This is a genomic window from Pantoea sp. CCBC3-3-1 (genome assembly GCF_007981265.1).
In the GTDB taxonomy this organism is placed as follows: Bacteria; Pseudomonadota; Gammaproteobacteria; order Enterobacterales; family Enterobacteriaceae; genus Erwinia.
This window is the reverse complement of sequence record NZ_CP034363.1, coordinates 4,629,797-4,645,832: the sequence shown is the minus strand read 5'-3', so window position 1 is coordinate 4,645,832 and position 16,036 is coordinate 4,629,797. Positions and strand designations below refer to the sequence as shown.

Below are 16,036 nucleotides of genomic sequence, written 5' to 3'. Positions count from 1 at the left end.
TTATGACACTGAAACTTGGCGTTATCGGCACCGGTGCAATTGGACAAGAACATATTCGTCGCTGCAGCAAGGTATTGCAGGGGGCGACGGTTGTCGCTGTTTCCGATATCAACATTGAAGGCGCCAAAGGCATCGTCAGCCGGCTGGGGCTGGATGCTGAGGTTTATGCGAATGGCCATGATGTAATTCGCTCATCGGACGTAGATGCGCTGATTGTTACTTCATGGGATCCTACGCACGAAGAGTTTACGCTTGCTGCTATCGCCGCAGGCAAACCGGTGTTCTGTGAAAAGCCACTGGCGTTGAGTGCCGAAGGGTGTCGTCGCATCGTTGACGCGGAAATTGCTCACGGCAAACGGCTGGTACAGGTGGGCTTTATGCGTCCTTACGATGCGGGTTATCGCGCGCTCAAGCAGGTTATTACCAATGGTGATATCGGCGAGCCGCTGATGCTGCACTGCGCTCACCGTAACCCAACCGTGCCGGAGAGCTACACCACCGATATGGCGATCACCAACACGTTGATCCACGAGCTGGATGTGCTGCGCTGGCTGACCGAAGATGACTATAAAAGCGTGCAGGTGGTGTTCCCACGCTCAACCAAAAATTCCCATGCGAAGCTGCGTGACCCACAAATTGTTCTTTTTGAAACGCAGAAAGGCACCCGTATCGACGTCGAAATTTTCGTTAACTGCGCTTACGGCTACGACATTCAGTGCGAAGTGGTAGGCGAAACGGGCATTGCGAAGCTGCCGGAGCCGGCATCGGTACAAATGCGTAAAGATGCGAAGCTGGCGACCACCATTTTGACTGACTGGAAAGACCGTTTTATTGATGCTTATGACGTTGAGCTGCAGGCATTCATCAACGATGCCTCAGCAGGTCAGCTGCAGGGGCCTTCCGCCTGGGATGGGTATGCTGCTTCCGTTGCTGCAGATGCCTGTCTGAAAGCGCAGGAAAGTGGAGCCATCGAGCCGGTTGAGCTGCCACCACGCCCGGCGTTTTATAACAAATAGCGCTTACCTTTCCTCCGGCATGTCCGGAGGAGAACCGAACAGACTAGCAGGGAGATATCGATGAAAATCGCCTTTGATGTGGATGTCATTAAAGATTTGGGGATCACCAAAATGGTCCACCAGGTTGCCGACTGGGGCTACAAATATATTGAACAGTCGCCGCATCCGCAGATCAATCCGTTCTATAAGCATCCTAAGGCCAGTCGGGAAATCATCACCGAGTATAAAAACGCGCTGCGTGAAACCGGGCTGGAAATCTCCTCTTTTATCGTGGTGTATCGCTGGTCAGGCCCGGATGAAGCACGGCGTCAGGCCGCTGTGCGCAACTGGAAACGCATGATAGAAATTGCGGTAGAAACTGGTGTGCAGGTAATCAATACCGAGCTGTCCGGCACGCCTAACGAGCCTGAAATCTGTGAAGAAATGTTTTATCGCTCAATGGAAGAGTTGTTACCCATCGTTGAACGTGAAGGCATCCGCATCGAAATTCAGTCACATCCGTGGGATTTTTGCGAAGAAAACAACGAAACCGCCGACCTGGTGAAATCCTTTCGCAGCGACAACGTGAAGTATCTGTACAGCATCCCTCACACCTTCTTTTATGACAAAGGTAAAGGGGATGTGAAAAGCATGCTGGAGTATGCCGGTGCCGATCTGTCTCACGTACTTGTCGCCGATACCATGAACCATACCAAGCATTGTCGCTATATCGTCAATCCACCGGGTGTGGATGCCACAATCCATCAGCACGTTGGCGTAGGCGAGGGCGAAGTGGATTTCGATACGTTGTTCCAGACACTGCGTGAGATGGATTTTGCCAACCGTACCTGGAAAGTAGGTGGTGAGTCGATTATCGCCTCTTCGCTGTTTGGTTATCCGGAAAAAATGAAATATCAGGCAGTGGAAACGCGGGAACTGATTGAGCGCGAGCTGCTGAACCGCTAATGTCGGGCGGCCTTGCCGCCTTATCGACCTCTGAGGCAACACCATGAATAAAGATAACGTTAAGCTGGCCATCGCGCCGATCGGCTGGACCAACGATGATATGCCCGAACTGGGCTCAGAAAATACCTTCCAGCAGATTGTCAGTGAAATGGCGCTGGCAGGTTTCACCGGCAGTGAGGTTGGCAGTAAATATCCGCGCGATCCAGCAGTATTAAAGCCAATGCTGGAAATTCGGGGGATTCAAATCTGCAACGCCTGGTTCAGTACTTTTTTTGCCAACGGCGACAAAGCAAAAACCATTGATGAATTTATCAATCATCGTGATTTTCTGCATGCGATGGGAGCGAAGGTCATAGGCTGTTCTGAGCAGAGCAAAAGCATTCAGGGAACTGCGCTGGCGGTGCTGGAGGAAAAACCCCATTTCACCGATGATGAGTGGCGGCTGACGGCAGAAGGCTATAACGAACTGGCCGTGCTTGCCGCAGAAAAAGGCATGCAGGTTTGTTTGCATCACCATATGGGCACTGGCATTCAGACAGCTGAAGAGATTGACCGCTTTATGTCACTGACCAATGACAATGTTTATCTGCTGTTCGATACCGGCCACGCCTACTATTCCGAAGGCAGCGAAGCACAGATGCTGGCCATTCTGGAAAAATATCTGCCACGTATTAACCACGTGCATCTGAAAGATGTACGCGATGACATCGTGGCGCAGGTAAAAAGCCAGAAGCTCTCTTTTCTCGACGGCGTGAAAAAAGGCACCTTTACCGTACCCGGAGATGGCGTTATTGATTTTGCGCCAGTATTCAAAATCCTCGACGAATCAGGCTACAAAGGCTGGATGGTGGTGGAAGCCGAGCAGGATCCGGCGCTGGCGAACCCTTTTGAATACGCAGTGAAGGCCAGAAAATATATTCGTGAGCACGCGGGTCTGTAACGACCCATACCCTGTAGCAACCGGCGAACAGCTGAAAATAAAAAGCCCCTGGCTTAATCAAGCGCAGGGGCTTTTTGCTATCGCTTCTGAACCAGGATTTCTGAGTCAGCCAGCCGTTATTTCAGAACGATAGTATTGATGATGTTCTCTGCCTCAGTCTGCGACTGCTGCTGATTATCGGCTGGCAGCGTGATTTGCAGCGTCAGCAGTTTGCCATCGACTTTCGCCAGTACCACGGATGACCATGAAGACTGGCTCTTCGCTGAAATTACAGTATCCAGCTGCTGCGCCTGCTGGCCTTTCAGTTCAATCGATTTATTGGTGACAACCTGCAACTGTGGATCGCGATTACGCTGCTGAGCTTCCAGGCGTTTAGCCATTACATCCAGGCCTTCAGTGGTTGCGTCGCCTTCAATGACAATAATCGCTTTCTGACCCGACGCGTCGGCGTAGACGTGCATATTATTAGCCTGAGTACCCAGCTTGCCGCTCTGATCGGACATGCCCGCTGGCAGCGAGAAGCTGAGTTTGCCATCCAGCAGGGTAACGGTCTGGCTGCTTTGACTGCTGCTGACGCCGTTATCATCGGCTGCGGCTTTTTCATCTTTGCCGTCGCAGGCGGTCAGACCGACCACCAGTAAGCCAATGCCGGCATATTTCAGTAAGTTACGCATCATGATCCCTTTTACGTTAAGTGTGCTCTGTTCAGCCACTCATACAATAGTAATCAGTTGGCAAAAGCAACCGACACTCTGTGACAGAATGCAGCTTAGCCGAAGTTAACCTGAGCGCCAGAGGATTTTTCCGTTAAGCGTTTGAGCGTGGCGTTTAACAGCACGCCATAGGCGGGCAGGAAGAAAACCATGCAGATAAGCACTTTAAAGCTGTAGTCGACCATCGCGATCTCGACCCAGTTTTGCGCCATAAACGCATCGGGGCTCTTATAGAAAGCGATAAAGAAGAACGCCAGCGTATCGCTGATATTACCGAGAAACATAGCGGAAGCCGGCGCTATCCACCACTGCGGCAGCTTGCGCAGGCGATTAAAGACCTGCACATCCAGAATCTGCCCAAGCGCGTAAGCCATAAAGCTGGCGCAGGCGATACGGGCGACAAACAGGTTAACTTTTTCCAGCGCGGCAAACCCTTGCCATTCCCCCTGATAAAACAGCGCAGAAACGCCATAGGAGATAAACAGGGCGGGGATCATCACCGCAAGGATGATGCGACGGGCCAGCGGCGCGCCAAAAATCCGTACGGTTAAATCGGTTGCCAGGAAAATAAAGGGAAAGCTAAACGCGCCCCAGGTGGTATGCAGGCCAAAAACAGAGATCGGTAGCTGCACCAGATAATTACTGGAGGTAATGACCAGCAAATGAAAGAGCGACAGCCAGATCAACGCATGCGTGCGTTGACGTGAAGAGAATAAAATCATCATCTTACCTTTTTGAATATTGGGGTGAGGGAACCCAAAAAAAGAGATCTCGCCAGAGCGATTGCGCGGCATCTTACCGAATCAATCTGCTATTGCAATGGTTAATTTTAGCGCAAACGATACCGGCAGGTTGCTTGCACATACTAACGCTACGGGTAAAATGGCAGTAGTTTTCCCGTCAGAATGAGAGTCCTATGAGCGAGCCGTTCGCTAATCCCGATCAAACCCTTGATGCGCTTGGCCTGCGTTGTCCCGAGCCGGTGATGATGGTACGTAAAGCCGTACGCCATATGCAGGAAGGCGAAACGTTGCTGATCATCGCTGATGATCCGGCGACCACCCGCGATATTCCCGGCTTTTGCCGTTTTATGGAACATACGCTGGTGGCGCAGGCGACCACAGAGTTACCTTATCGCTACCTGCTGAAAAAAGGTCTTTAGGCGCACTGGCTGTTGGTGCCAGCGCATCTCTTTTTGTTTCAGCGCTTGCTCAACAGCCGCAATGCGTTAGCGGTTACTAACGCCGTGGCCCCCGAATCCGCAAGTACCGCCAGCCATAAGCCGGTAATGCCAGCGAGGGTAGTAATCAGAAACAGACCTTTTAACCCCAACGCCAGAGCAATGTTTTGGCGAATATTGGCGTGGGTGGCACGTGCCAGCCGAATCATGGTTGCCAGACCTTGCAACCGGTTATGCGTTAGCGCGGCATCGGCCGTTTCAAGCGCCACATCGCTGCCGCTACCCATAGCAATGCCCACTGTCGCTGTCTTCATTGCCGGTGCGTCATTAATGCCGTCGCCGACCATCGCGACAGGTTGCTGCCGATTCATTTCGCTGATGGCTGCCACCTTGTCAGCCGGTAACAGACCTGCCCGGTAATCAATGGCCAGTTCGGCGGCAATCGCGGCGGCAGCCCTGGGATTATCACCGGTCAGCATCACCGTGCGGATATTCAGCGCCTGAAGTTCACGTAAGGCAGAAGCCGCATCCGCACGAAGCGTATCGCGCAATGCGAACAGCGCAACGGGTTGCTCATCCTGTAACATCACCACCACCGTATTACCTGCGGATTCAAGCTCTGCAATCTGCTCCTGGTGTAAGTGAATCAGATTGCTATCCAGCCTGCCTGGGGAAGAAAGAAGGAGTGAGTGATCACCAACCGTTGCCGTCACGCCGCTTCCTGCCAACGCTTGTTGATCGGCGGCTGGCGGGATGCTCAGCTGCCGTTTTTCCGCCAGTGCGACAATGGCCCGGGCCAGCGGATGAGAAGAACCGCTCTCAACAGCAGCGGCTTTTGCCAGCAGATCTCCTTCGCTTTCGGCAGTCAGCGCGACAATAGCCGTTACCTGCGGTTTGCCTTCCGTCAGCGTGCCGGTTTTATCAAAAGCAAAGGTACGGACTGCATTCAGGCTTTCCAGCGCCGCTCCTCCTTTAATCAATACGCCGTGCCGACTGGCCGCCGCCAGGCCAGAGGTAATGGCCGCAGGCGTGGAAATCACCAGTGCGCACGGGCAGCCAATCAGCAGCAGCGTAAGGCCTTTATAAATCCAGGTTTGCCAGTCGCCTGTAACCAACGGTGGAACAACGGCCACCAATAGCGCGAACGCCATAATCAGCGGCGTATAGATACGGCTGAAGCGATCGAGAAAACGTTCTACAGGCGCGCGGTGGCTGTCAGCTTCTTCAATTAAATGCAGAATACGGTCGATCGCACTGGCACCAGGTTCTGAGACGACCGACAGCCTCACCTGACGATCGACACTGAGGCTGCCCGCAGCGATAACCTCTCCCTGCTGATGCTCGACAGGAACCGACTCGCCGGTCAGCGCGCTTTCATCGAAGCTGGCAAAAGGGGAAACCAGACGCGCATCGGCTGGCAATCGGGCGCCGGGCGCGACCTCAATAATATCACCGGGTCGCAGCGCGCTCAGCGGCACCGTCTGGCGTTTATCGTTTTCAATGCGCAGCGCCTCTTCCGGTTTTAACGCCATCAGCGCCGTGACACCGCGTCGCGCGCGCCCGGCGGCATAGGATTCCAGCCGCTCACCCAGCATAAACAGCAGCAGTACCATGGCGGCTTCAGCCGTCGCACCGATAAATAACGCGCCGATGGCGGCCACGGTCATCAGCGTTTCAATCGCAAAAGGCGTTCCGCTACGCAGCAGGCGCAGTGCGGTGCGGGCAATCGGCCAGCATCCCACTAATGTGGTAAGGACAAAGGCGGCCTGTCCGGCGGGATGGCTGACGGACTCCAGCCCCCAGCTTATCAGCATCAGGGCGCACAGAAGCAGCAGAGTGCCGTTTTGCTTCAGGAAGCCAGGCGCGTTCTCGGCGGGCTGCATGTGGTCACTGCGTTTGAGGGTAAAGCCCGCTTTTCGCACCGCTTGTTCCACGCGCTCGCGAACGTCCTGGTGAGTATTCACTACCAGCTTTTCCGTAGCAAACATCACGCGAGCACGGGTAACTGCGTCAATCTGATTGACGGCATTTTCTATTTTCCGGGCGCAGGCCGGGCAATCCATTCCGCTTATCAGCCAGCTCCAGTCCGCTGCGGTGGCGGCTCTGTCGCTTTCCTCATCGGGAGAGCCGCCGGAACTGCATCCCGCTTCGCCACAGCAGCTCGCCTCCGTTTGAGCAGGCTGAACATGGAGAGAGGTAATTTTGCCAATAACCGGACGTGACGAGCTGCTACAGCCGTGCTGACCGATGGCGTGGCGATGGCCACAGGTGCATGAAGATGAGTGCTGATGCATGACGCCTCCAGATGAGAACGACGGGAAAGGCTCCCGTCGCTGCCATCTTACACTCTGGAGTGGACTCCAGAGTCAAGGCTGTTATGAGGTTAAAGGTAGAGCGAACGAACAATCATAAAGTGCCCGGCAAAGTAGCAGGCCGCCACGATGGCGCTGTCAGACGTAAAGCGACGGCGATAGTGACTGACGAACCAGACGATATTTGCCAGCAGCAGCAACGAGGTGCCGACCATCAGCGAAAAACCGTAATCGGTTGGGCGGAAGAAATATTGTTCGGTCGTCAGCCATACCATCAGCAGCGTCATGCCGATAAATGTGCAGATTGGCCAGCGCAGATCGTCCAGCTTTGACCAGATCGTAGCGATGAGCGCGACCCCAATCACCAGTACGACCAATGGGATTGGCCAGAAGAATGTCAGCGTCATGTGGCTGGCGAAGCAAATAGTATAGAGCAGGTGCGAAAGGAAAAAGGCACCAATAGCGTAGAGCATGCGCCGGTTAGGCAATAACGTCAGCGCATCGCCAATAAGCGTGGCAAGTAAGCCAAACAGGATCAGGTAGTCCGTGGTTTGCAATACCGGTGCCTGCCACGCCCACGCCAGTAATAACAGCAGGGTAACGGGTTTAAACACCCAGCGCTGCCACTGCGGACCCCGATAGGAAGCGTCAACGTACAGCCAGCCGGAGAAAAATACTGCCAGAAATGACCAAAGCATAATGTGTCCCTTTGTTTTAGATGCAAAATTCCACAATTCTGAATCTAGTCTAGGTCAGGACTTTGCGATGTGACAATGGGACGGCTCTGGTTGTATTCTTTTCGGTCGTAGAAATGAATAGCCTTGTCCGGAGCAAAGGGAGCAGCAAATCATGAAGCCACCACTGATCTTTTTTATCACGCTGGCGATTATCGCCGTTTTAGCCACACGCCAGTTTATTAAGCAGCGTCAGGAGGTGGCCGTGAACGATGCCTCGCCGGTACGCTGCCTGCCCGTACAGGTCAAAGCCAAACGGGCGTCTCCGGCTTCTAACCGGCGTTCACGCCAGCGCGAAACAATCCCGGTAGAAGAGATGAAATATGAAGCCTGGTTTCATCCTCTCAATGGCGCGGGCGATTTCAAACTGGTGTTAAAAGCGCAGGATTATCAGCAAATAGAGCAGGGCGAGAAGGGCAAACTGAAGCTTCAGGGAACGCGGTTTATCTCTTTCCAAACGTTATAAGCTCGCCGAAAAAGGGCGGCCAGTGGCTACGCTTTTTCGGCTGGCTTTAGTATCAGGCTGGCAGCGCTGATGCGCCTGCTTTCAGCTTACTGTTTTGGAAAGTTCTTCTTTTGCCAGGCCAGCAGCTCAAACACGCCAAAAAAGAAAATTTTGGTTTGCATCAGCGCGCTCAGTTTCGCGGCGCCTTTTGGCTGCGTGGCGCGCATCAGCACCAGCTGCAATCCGTGCATAATCACCATAAAGAACAGGGCAACGTTCACAAAATATTTCAGTGGCGCAGGGAATGGATGCACGACGTTGAGCAGTAAAAAGGCCCAGACGCCTACCATCAATAATCTTCCCAGATTAATCAGCATCGTTTTCTCTCTTATCAGCGGCATGACGATTATAAAGACGATAAGCGACCTGACCGGCAATTTTTTCCCGATGCAGCTGCCAGCTAACCGGCACGGGCGGCAGACCGTTTTCGACCTCGCTTTCCACGTAAATCAGCGCCTCATCGGCCAGCCAGCCCTGCGTTTCCAACAGCGTCAGCGTTTGCTCCAGCAGGCCTTTGCGAAACGGCGGATCGATAAAGACCAGGTCGTGCGGCGCGCCGGCCTGGGCCAGGAATTGCAAGGTGTTGGTATTCACCACCCGGCCAGATTTCGCACCGAGCGTCGCCAGGTTTTTTTCCAACTGTTGCGCAACGGGCCGTTCCAGCTCAAGCAGCGTGGCGGAACCCGCGTGTCGTGAAAGGGCTTCCAGGCCTAACGCACCGCTGCCGGCAAAGCAGTCCAGACATCGCGCGCCCTGAATATCAGGTGCCAGCCAGTTAAACAGTGTTTCACGTACGCGATCGGTTGTAGGACGAAGCCCGGTGCTGTCTGGCACCGGAAGTTTTCTGCCGCGCCACTGGCCGCCAATAATGCGGATTTGTCCAGCGCCGCCGCTGCGGGGTTTTTTATTCATGCAGCTTACTCTTCACAATTTGTTGCACAGTTTAACGCGCGATCCGGGCCGAGGAAACGTAAAAAGGGTGCTGTGTTGCGTTAGCAGGAAAGTGTTAGACTAGGGGATTAAGATGATTTTCAGAGACCTGACAGGTTTTTCCCCGCGAGGAGTGTGGTTGCACCATGGCAAAAAATAAAAAACGTGGCTTTTTTTCCTGGCTGGGATTAGGGCGTGAAGAAAAAACGCCTCAGGAAGAGGCCGAACCGTTACAGGAACAGCAAAGTGCTGCTGAATCGGATGCCGCCACGCCCGCTGAGCCAGAAACGCCTGCGGCAAAAGAGATCGTTGAGGTAACTGAAGCGGTTGCCCGTGAACAGGCCGTGCAACATCACGTTGCCGAGCCGGACGTCGTGCGTCCTGCTGAAACAGTGGATTTACCGCAGGATAATGCTGCATTTACGCCAGCGCCGGAAGAAGAGCTGCTGCCGGAAGAGGTGGCAGAAGTGAAGCCGGAACCGGAAGAAGAGCTGCTGCCGGAAGAAGTGGCAGAAGTGAAGCCGGAGCCGGAAGAAGAGCTGCTGCCGGAAGAGGTGGCAGAAGTGAAGCCGGAGCCGAAAGAAGAACTGCTGCCGGAAGACGTGGCAGAAGTGAAGCCGGAGCCGGAAGAAGAACTGCTGCCGGAAGAAATCCTGCCGGAAGAACTGGAAGCCCTGGCGCTCGCAGCGGATGCCAGCGAAGCTGAACAGATCGAAGAAGAAGAGTCTGTTGCCGCTGCGCTGGTGAAGGTCGATCAGGCGAATGCCTCAGCGCAGGCCGAGCAGGAGCGTCCAACGAAAGAAGGTTTCTTCGCTCGCCTGAAGCGCAGCCTGGTCAAAACCCGTCAGAATTTAGGTTCAGGATTTATCGGCCTGTTCCGCGGTAAGAAAATTGACGACGAGCTGTTTGAAGAGCTGGAAGAGCAGCTGCTGATAGCGGACGTCGGTGTGGAAACAACCCGTCGCATTATCAATAACCTGACCGCGCAGGCGAGCCGCAAACAGCTTCGCGACGCCGAGGCGTTGTACGGCCTGTTGAAGCAGGAAATGTCAGAGATTCTGGCCAACGTTGACGAGCCGCTGGACGTCACCGGCAAAACGCCGTTCGTCATCCTGATGGTAGGCGTCAACGGCGTAGGCAAAACCACCACTATCGGTAAGCTGGCTCGTCAGTATCAGGCCGAGGGCAAATCGGTGATGCTGGCGGCGGGCGACACGTTCCGTGCCGCGGCGGTCGAACAGCTTCAGGTTTGGGGCGAGCGCAACAACATCCCGGTGATTGCTCAGCATACCGGTGCGGATTCCGCCTCGGTAATTTTTGATGCGATTCAAGCTGCCAAAGCGCGCAACGTTGACGTGCTGATTGCCGATACGGCTGGTCGTTTGCAGAATAAATCGCATCTGATGGAAGAGCTGAAAAAAATCACCCGCGTGATGAAAAAGCTCGACGACCAGGCACCGCATGAAGTGATGCTGACTATCGATGCCAGCACCGGACAGAATGCCATCAGCCAGACTCATCTGTTCCACGAGGCCGTTGGCCTGACAGGAATTACGCTAACCAAGCTGGACGGTACGGCTAAGGGCGGCGTTATCTTCTCCGTCGCCGATCGGTTCGGTATTCCTATCCGTTACATCGGCGTAGGCGAAGGAATTGAAGATTTACGTCAATTCAAGGCTGACGATTTTATTGAGGCACTATTTGCCCGAGAGGACTAATTTGGATGATTCGCTTTGAAGAAGTCAGTAAGGCTTATCTCGGCGGTCGGCAAGCGCTGCAGGGGGTAGATTTTCATCTGCAACCGGGTGAAATGGCGTTCCTGACCGGCCATTCCGGAGCAGGGAAAAGTACCTTGCTGAAGCTGATTTGTGGCATTGAACGCCCGAGTGCCGGACATATCTGGTTCGGCGGGCACGACATCAGCCGTCTGAAAAGCCGGGAAGTGCCTTTCCTGCGTCGGCAGATCGGCATGATTTTCCAGGACCACCATCTGCTGATGGATCGCTCAGTCTACGACAACGTGGCGATCCCGCTGATTATTGCGGGTGCCAGCGGCGAAGATATCCGCCGTCGCGTTTCAGCGGCGCTGGATAAAGTTGGGCTGCTCGATAAAGCGAAAAGCTATCCTATCCAGCTGTCTGGCGGTGAGCAGCAGCGCGTTGGCATCGCTCGTGCGGTGGTCAACAAACCTGCGGTTCTGCTGGCGGATGAGCCTACCGGCAACCTGGATGATGCGCTGTCGGAAGATATCCTGCGGCTGTTTGAAGAGTTTAACCGGGTTGGCGTAACCGTTCTGATGGCGACGCACGATCGTGCGTTGATCTCTCGACGTAATTACCGCCTGATGACGTTGAATCAGGGGCGTTTGCACGGAGGCCTGGGTGGCGAATAAACGTAATACGCGGCCGACCAAAGCGGCAAAGCAGAAGCAGCCTTCTAAAAGCAAAGCGCTGCGTGGAGGCTGGCAGGAACAGTGGCGTTATGCGCTGCGCGGCACGCTTTCTGATATGTGGCGGCAACCGCTGGCAACGCTGCTGACGGTGATGGTAATCGCCATCTCTCTGACGCTGCCCAGCGTCTGCTTTATGGTTTGGAAAAACGTCAGTCATGCTGCGGAACAGTGGTATCCCGCGCCGCAGCTGACGGTCTATCTGAGCAAAACGCTGGATGACACCGCCGCAGAAAATGTGGTGGCACAGCTGAAGCAGGAAGATGGCGTGGAAAAGGTCAATTACCTGTCACGCGAAGAGGCGCTGGGCGAGTTCCGTAACTGGTCTGGTTTTGGCGGCGCGATGGATATGCTTGAGCAGAATCCCTTACCCGCTGTGGCAATCATCACCCCGAAACTGAATTTCCAAAGCTCAGATACGATGAGCAGCCTGCGCGATCGCGTGGCGAAGGTGCAGGGCATTGATGAAGTGAAAATGGATGACAGCTGGTTTGCCCGCCTCGCGGCGCTGGCGGGTCTGGTCGGTCAGGTGGCGACAATGATCGGGATTCTGATGATTGTTGCGGTGTTCCTGGTGATTGGTAACAGCGTGCGGCTAAGCATCTTTGCCCGTCGCGATACCATCAACGTGCAGAAGCTGATTGGCGCGACGGATGGTTTCATCCTGCGGCCTTTCCTGTACGGTGGTGCACTGCTTGGTTTTACCGGCGCGCTGCTGTCGCTGCTGCTTTCCGAGGTGCTGGTATTCCGTCTGGAATCCGTGGTGACACAGGTGGCTGCGGTATTTGGCACCACGTTTAGCCTGCGCGGCCTTGCATGGGATGAAAGCCTGCTGCTGCTGCTGATCTCGGCCATGATTGGCTGGGTTGCCGCCTGGCTGGCGACGGTCCAACATTTACGTCGTTTTACGCCGCAGTAACCTCTTCTCACTATTTTTGATATAATATTCCTCTGTTGCACGAGCGTTGTGCCGCAGAGGATATTCCCTCCCGGCCCAACTTCCCCTGCCCGAAAGCTGTGTGTATAATACACACCGCTGATACTGAACTTGTGGATAACTTTGCAGTCGAAGTAGCACAGATTGCTTTCCTTTCTCGTTGCCTTTCACGTAGTCTTGTGAATCGCGCAGGGAAATGCGCAGCAACATTGCTTAACACAGAGAGGGTTTGAATGACCAAAGAAATGCAAACTTTAGCTATTGCTCCTTTAGGCAACCTGGATTCCTATATCCGGGCGGCTAACGCCTGGCCTATGCTGACGGCAGAAGAGGAAAAAGCGCTGGCTGAACGGCTGCATTACCAGGGCGATCTGGAAGCAGCTAAGACGCTGATCCTGTCTCACCTGCGCTTTGTTGTTCATGTCGCTCGTAACTATTCGGGCTACGGACTGCCGCAGGCAGACCTGATCCAGGAAGGGAATATCGGCCTGATGAAAGCCGTGCGCCGCTTCAATCCAGAAGTGGGTGTGCGTCTGGTCTCTTTCGCCGTGCACTGGATCAAAGCCGAAATTCACGAATACGTGCTGCGTAACTGGCGTATCGTGAAGGTTGCTACAACCAAAGCTCAGCGCAAACTGTTCTTTAACCTGCGTAAAGCCAAGCAGCGTTTAGGCTGGTTTAATCAGGATGAAGTTGAAATGGTTGCCCGCGAGCTGGGCGTTTCCAGTAAGGACGTGCTGGAGATGGAGTCGCGTATGGCGGCTCAGGATATGACCTTTGACCCAACGCCTGATGACGAAGGCGAAGGTCGCTCAATGGCACCGATGCTCTATCTGCAGGATAAGTCTTCTGACTTTGCGGGTGGCATTGAAGAGGACAACTGGGATGCTCACGCTGCTGATAAGCTTAGCGATGCGATGCAGGGCCTTGATGAGCGTAGCCAGGACATTATTCGTGCCCGCTGGTTGGACGATGACAATAAAACCACCTTGCAGGAACTGGCCGATAAGTACGGCGTTTCCGCAGAGCGTGTACGTCAGTTAGAAAAAAATGCGATGAAAAAACTGCGTGTGGCGATTGAAGCGTAAATCACAGCAGTCATAAGAAAAGGCGACCTCGGGTCGCCTTTTCTGTTTCTGAAACCGGGCAAACGTTGCACGCCCAATCGCGCCGAGGTTCTGGCTTTCTCGCAACCGTTGCCGCTCAATCGCCCCAATGCTCTGTCTTCCACGCAATCGCTGACAACCCGCCAGCTCAGTTAATCTGTTTTCCTTGCCGTCGCGGGCAGCCCGCCAGCTCGTTATGGCTGTTGGTAAGCCCAACCGCCAGGTTGAGCAATAAAACGGTGTTTTTGCATAAAAATCGCCAGCGCCTGAGGATCTTTATCGCCGCTATCCGCCATCCACCAGTGCGTAATTGCCGCGTTTTGCGTCAGCACTTCTTCCAGTAAATAACTTCCCACGCCACGGCGTCTTGTCACTTCCCGCACCATAAACGCTTCCAGCTGCCCCTGCGTGCCATGCAGATGAACCTTTACCGCGGCCAGCAGGCGGTCATTGAATTTCGCTGCATACAGCTGGTGATGCTCATCCAGACTCTTTTCCAAAGCCGTTATATCGGCATCGGGCCAGATTTTTGCCAGATCGAGGCGATCCTGAGCGGTGAGGTGCTGCAATCGTAGGATGGTGAGTTTCATAAAGGCTACCGGACTGATGCGAAAGGCATATTGTAGCGAAATTACCCAGAAACGGCCGCAGAACTTTTTTGTTCGAAAACGAAGCAATCTGCCCAATCGACGATTAAAGTTAAAGATAAACACTGAATGGAGTGCAAAAAGGCAGCAGATCCCGCTGGCGAAGCGGTGAAAAAGACACCATTAATGCCAGTTGTTTATCCTGATTCGGGCGGTGATATCACAATGTGTCAGTTGATTTACAGAAGAAAATTCCTGTTTAATGGCATGAAAAATAAAGCCTTATTACTAAAAAAGGCTGTGGTACCCGCTAACCCATTATTCTGAATAGGTTTTATCCGGGGAGCACAGTATAAAAACGCAAACACAACTGATGGGGTAGTACGGATGAAAATGAGTAAAGGTAGCGCTTTCCTGGCAGGCTGCGTGGCATTAGCGTTGAGCCATGCCGCCCTGGCGAAAGAGATCAAGATTGCCATCGTCGGTGCGATGTCCGGCCCGGTTGCGCAATATGGCGATATGGAATTCACCGGCGCAAAACAGGCGATCGCCGATATCAATGCCAAAGGCGGCATCAATGGCGATAAGCTGGTTGGCGTCGAATACGATGATGCCTGCGATCCTAAACAGGCCGTGGCGGTAGCGAACAAAGTCATTAATGATGGCATCCGCTATGTGATTGGCCACCTCTGCTCCTCCTCAACCCAGCCCGCTTCAGATATTTATGAAGACGAAGGCGTACTGATGATCACCCCAGCGGCGACCAATGCCGATCTGACCACGCGTGGTTACAAGATGATCATGCGTACCACCGGCCTGGACTCCGATCAGGGGCCGACCGCCGCAAAATATATTCTTAGCAACATCAAACCTCAGCGTATTGCGGTCATCCATGACAAGCAACAGTACGGCGAAGGTCTGGCGCGTTCCGTGCAGGACAGCCTGAAAAAATCGGGTGGCAACGTTGTGCTGTTTGAGGGCGTCACCGCAGGTGATAAAGATTTCTCCACGCTGGTGGCCCGCCTGAAGAAAGAGAACGTCGATTTCGTCTATTTTGGCGGTTACTACCCGGAAATGGGGCAGATCCTGCGCCAGTCTCGTGCAGCAGGCCTGAAAACTGGCTTTATGGGGCCAGAAGGCGTAGGCAACTCATCGCTGTCTAACATTGCCGGTGCGGCTTCAGAAGGCATGCTGGTGACGCTGCCGAAGCGCTACGATCAGGTGCCGGCCAACAAACCGATTGTTGATGCGTTGAAGGCGAAAAAACTCGATCCGACCGGGCCTTTTGTCTGGACCACCTATGCTGCGTTGCAATCTTTGACCCTCGGTATGGAGCGCAGTAAAAGCGCAGAGCCGGAAGAGATTGTCAAAAACCTGAAAGAAGGCGCGCCGGTGCCAACGGTGATGGGCGATTTGAGCTGGGATGCCAAAGGCGATCTGAAAGGGTTTGAGTTTGGCATCTTCACCTGGCATGCCGACGGATCGTCCACCGCGGTAAAATAATCATTTTGCAGGTTTGTTCCGCTTAATCTTCGCGGGCCGGATGGATACGGCCCGGACCAGTGAAAGTGCGTGCCGGGCGAAATGCATTCTGCCCGGTTCGCTGACACCGGCCACCATGACGGAATTTATTCCGCCCGTGTTGATATTGCTAAGTTTTTCCGCCAGGGCGGAAAAGGGTA

General features: G+C 54.0%; 18 protein-coding genes. 11 read left to right on the top strand and 7 right to left on the bottom strand.

The window, feature by feature from the left end; genetic code table 11:
- Nucleotides 1–2: 2 nt before the first annotated feature.
- From EHV07_RS21815 to iolE, 3 genes are read left to right on the top strand one after another with little or no spacing between them, the layout of a single operon-like run.
- The gene (locus EHV07_RS21815; RefSeq protein ID WP_147200191.1) at nucleotides 3–1,016 is read left to right on the top strand and encodes a Gfo/Idh/MocA family protein; all 1,014 of its coding nucleotides are present in this window, start codon (nucleotides 3–5) and stop codon (nucleotides 1,014–1,016) included.
- A 60-nt stretch (nucleotides 1,017–1,076) separates the two neighbouring features.
- Nucleotides 1,077–1,961 (top strand): sugar phosphate isomerase/epimerase family protein, encoded by an 885-nt coding sequence (locus tag EHV07_RS21810; RefSeq protein ID WP_147200190.1) that lies wholly within the window; start codon nucleotides 1,077–1,079, stop codon nucleotides 1,959–1,961.
- 43 nt (nucleotides 1,962–2,004) lie between these two features.
- Entirely contained in the window at nucleotides 2,005–2,901 is an 897-nt protein-coding gene (gene iolE, locus EHV07_RS21805; RefSeq protein WP_147200189.1) for a myo-inosose-2 dehydratase, read from the top strand.
- A gap of 116 nt (nucleotides 2,902–3,017) precedes the next feature.
- On the opposite strand, the gene EHV07_RS21800 is transcribed toward iolE, so the two are convergent.
- Nucleotides 3,018–3,575 (bottom strand): DcrB family lipoprotein, encoded by a 558-nt coding sequence (locus EHV07_RS21800; protein WP_147200697.1) that lies wholly within the window; start codon nucleotides 3,573–3,575, stop codon nucleotides 3,018–3,020.
- A gap of 95 nt (nucleotides 3,576–3,670) precedes the next feature.
- Nucleotides 3,671–4,336: a 7-cyano-7-deazaguanine/7-aminomethyl-7-deazaguanine transporter gene (locus EHV07_RS21795; protein WP_147200696.1), complete on the bottom strand. Its 666-nt coding sequence runs from the start codon at nucleotides 4,334–4,336 to the stop codon at nucleotides 3,671–3,673.
- Between the two features lie 194 nt (nucleotides 4,337–4,530).
- Between EHV07_RS21795 and tusA the strand changes: the two genes are divergently transcribed.
- Nucleotides 4,531–4,776: a sulfurtransferase TusA gene (tusA, locus tag EHV07_RS21790; RefSeq protein ID WP_147200188.1), complete on the top strand. Its 246-nt coding sequence runs from the start codon at nucleotides 4,531–4,533 to the stop codon at nucleotides 4,774–4,776.
- Between the two features lie 38 nt (nucleotides 4,777–4,814).
- Here tusA and EHV07_RS21785 read toward each other — a convergent pair whose 3' ends face one another.
- On the bottom strand, nucleotides 4,815–7,088 hold the full coding sequence (locus EHV07_RS21785) for a zinc/cadmium/mercury/lead-transporting ATPase (RefSeq protein ID WP_147200187.1): 2,274 nt from the start codon (nucleotides 7,086–7,088) through the stop codon (nucleotides 4,815–4,817).
- An 89-nt stretch (nucleotides 7,089–7,177) separates the two neighbouring features.
- Complete coding sequence (locus EHV07_RS21780) at nucleotides 7,178–7,804, bottom strand: lysoplasmalogenase (RefSeq protein WP_147200186.1); 627 nt, start codon at nucleotides 7,802–7,804, stop codon at nucleotides 7,178–7,180.
- 148 nt (nucleotides 7,805–7,952) lie between these two features.
- Between EHV07_RS21780 and EHV07_RS21775 the strand changes: the two genes are divergently transcribed.
- A complete protein-coding gene (locus EHV07_RS21775) occupies nucleotides 7,953–8,306 on the top strand; it encodes a DUF2500 domain-containing protein (protein WP_147200185.1) in 354 nt (117 codons plus the stop codon).
- 86 nt (nucleotides 8,307–8,392) lie between these two features.
- Here EHV07_RS21775 and EHV07_RS21770 read toward each other — a convergent pair whose 3' ends face one another.
- On the bottom strand, nucleotides 8,393–8,662 hold the full coding sequence (locus EHV07_RS21770; RefSeq protein ID WP_147200184.1) for a DUF1145 family protein: 270 nt from the start codon (nucleotides 8,660–8,662) through the stop codon (nucleotides 8,393–8,395).
- On the bottom strand, nucleotides 8,652–9,257 hold the full coding sequence (rsmD, locus tag EHV07_RS21765; protein ID WP_147200183.1) for a 16S rRNA (guanine(966)-N(2))-methyltransferase: 606 nt from the start codon (nucleotides 9,255–9,257) through the stop codon (nucleotides 8,652–8,654). Before rsmD ends, EHV07_RS21770 begins: the two co-directional genes overlap by 11 nt.
- A 164-nt stretch (nucleotides 9,258–9,421) precedes the next feature.
- Between rsmD and ftsY the strand changes: the two genes are divergently transcribed.
- The 4 genes from ftsY to rpoH all read left to right on the top strand — a co-directional run bounded on the left by ftsY (nucleotide 9,422) and on the right by rpoH (nucleotide 13,749).
- Nucleotides 9,422–10,993: a signal recognition particle-docking protein FtsY gene (gene ftsY, locus EHV07_RS21760; protein ID WP_147200182.1), complete on the top strand. Its 1,572-nt coding sequence runs from the start codon at nucleotides 9,422–9,424 to the stop codon at nucleotides 10,991–10,993.
- A gap of 5 nt (nucleotides 10,994–10,998) precedes the next feature.
- Nucleotides 10,999–11,667, top strand: a complete 669-nt coding sequence (gene ftsE / locus EHV07_RS21755) for a cell division ATP-binding protein FtsE (protein WP_147200181.1) — start codon at nucleotides 10,999–11,001, stop codon at nucleotides 11,665–11,667.
- The gene (ftsX, locus tag EHV07_RS21750) at nucleotides 11,657–12,643 is read left to right on the top strand and encodes a permease-like cell division protein FtsX (RefSeq protein ID WP_147200180.1); all 987 of its coding nucleotides are present in this window, start codon (nucleotides 11,657–11,659) and stop codon (nucleotides 12,641–12,643) included. The genes ftsE and ftsX overlap by 11 nt, the downstream gene beginning before the upstream one ends.
- Before the next feature lie 251 nt (nucleotides 12,644–12,894).
- Nucleotides 12,895–13,749 carry an RNA polymerase sigma factor RpoH gene (gene rpoH, locus EHV07_RS21745; RefSeq protein WP_147200179.1) on the top strand — a complete coding sequence of 285 codons (855 nt, stop codon included), beginning with the start codon at nucleotides 12,895–12,897 and terminating at the stop codon, nucleotides 13,747–13,749.
- A gap of 212 nt (nucleotides 13,750–13,961) precedes the next feature.
- On the opposite strand, the gene panM is transcribed toward rpoH, so the two are convergent.
- On the bottom strand, nucleotides 13,962–14,357 hold the full coding sequence (gene panM / locus EHV07_RS21740; protein WP_147200178.1) for an aspartate 1-decarboxylase autocleavage activator PanM: 396 nt from the start codon (nucleotides 14,355–14,357) through the stop codon (nucleotides 13,962–13,964).
- Nucleotides 14,358–14,483: 126 nt separating this feature from the next.
- Between panM and EHV07_RS21735 the strand changes: the two genes are divergently transcribed.
- Together EHV07_RS21735 and EHV07_RS21730 are read left to right on the top strand one after the other, a co-directional pair.
- A complete protein-coding gene (locus EHV07_RS21735) occupies nucleotides 14,484–14,681 on the top strand; it encodes a hypothetical protein (RefSeq protein WP_147200177.1) in 198 nt (65 codons plus the stop codon).
- A gap of 60 nt (nucleotides 14,682–14,741) precedes the next feature.
- A complete protein-coding gene (locus EHV07_RS21730; RefSeq protein ID WP_147200176.1) occupies nucleotides 14,742–15,857 on the top strand; it encodes a branched-chain amino acid ABC transporter substrate-binding protein in 1,116 nt (371 codons plus the stop codon).
- The last annotated feature ends 179 nt before the right edge of the window (nucleotides 15,858–16,036 follow it).

Excerpts from the sequence above, each read along its gene's own strand:
- rsmD (WP_147200183.1), bottom strand. The coding sequence starts at position 9,257 with ATGAATAAAAAACCCCGCAGCGGCGGCGCTGGACAAATCCGCATTATT.
- ftsE (WP_147200181.1), top strand. The coding sequence starts at position 10,999 with ATGATTCGCTTTGAAGAAGTCAGTAAGGCTTATCTCGGCGGTCGGCAA.
- ftsY (WP_147200182.1), top strand. The coding sequence starts at position 9,422 with ATGGCAAAAAATAAAAAACGTGGCTTTTTTTCCTGGCTGGGATTAGGG.
- tusA (WP_147200188.1), top strand. The coding sequence starts at position 4,531 with ATGAGCGAGCCGTTCGCTAATCCCGATCAAACCCTTGATGCGCTTGGC.
- EHV07_RS21770 (WP_147200184.1), bottom strand. The coding sequence starts at position 8,662 with ATGCTGATTAATCTGGGAAGATTATTGATGGTAGGCGTCTGGGCCTTT.
- iolE (WP_147200189.1), top strand. The coding sequence starts at position 2,005 with ATGAATAAAGATAACGTTAAGCTGGCCATCGCGCCGATCGGCTGGACC.
- panM (WP_147200178.1), bottom strand. The coding sequence starts at position 14,357 with ATGAAACTCACCATCCTACGATTGCAGCACCTCACCGCTCAGGATCGC.
- EHV07_RS21795 (WP_147200696.1), bottom strand. The coding sequence starts at position 4,336 with ATGATTTTATTCTCTTCACGTCAACGCACGCATGCGTTGATCTGGCTG.
- EHV07_RS21800 (WP_147200697.1), bottom strand. The coding sequence starts at position 3,575 with ATGCGTAACTTACTGAAATATGCCGGCATTGGCTTACTGGTGGTCGGT.
- rpoH (WP_147200179.1), top strand. The coding sequence starts at position 12,895 with ATGACCAAAGAAATGCAAACTTTAGCTATTGCTCCTTTAGGCAACCTG.
- EHV07_RS21730 (WP_147200176.1), top strand. The coding sequence starts at position 14,742 with ATGAAAATGAGTAAAGGTAGCGCTTTCCTGGCAGGCTGCGTGGCATTA.
- EHV07_RS21785 (WP_147200187.1), bottom strand. The coding sequence starts at position 7,088 with ATGCATCAGCACTCATCTTCATGCACCTGTGGCCATCGCCACGCCATC.
- EHV07_RS21810 (WP_147200190.1), top strand. The coding sequence starts at position 1,077 with ATGAAAATCGCCTTTGATGTGGATGTCATTAAAGATTTGGGGATCACC.
- EHV07_RS21815 (WP_147200191.1), top strand. The coding sequence starts at position 3 with ATGACACTGAAACTTGGCGTTATCGGCACCGGTGCAATTGGACAAGAA.
- EHV07_RS21780 (WP_147200186.1), bottom strand. The coding sequence starts at position 7,804 with ATGCTTTGGTCATTTCTGGCAGTATTTTTCTCCGGCTGGCTGTACGTT.
- EHV07_RS21735 (WP_147200177.1), top strand. The coding sequence starts at position 14,484 with ATGGAGTGCAAAAAGGCAGCAGATCCCGCTGGCGAAGCGGTGAAAAAG.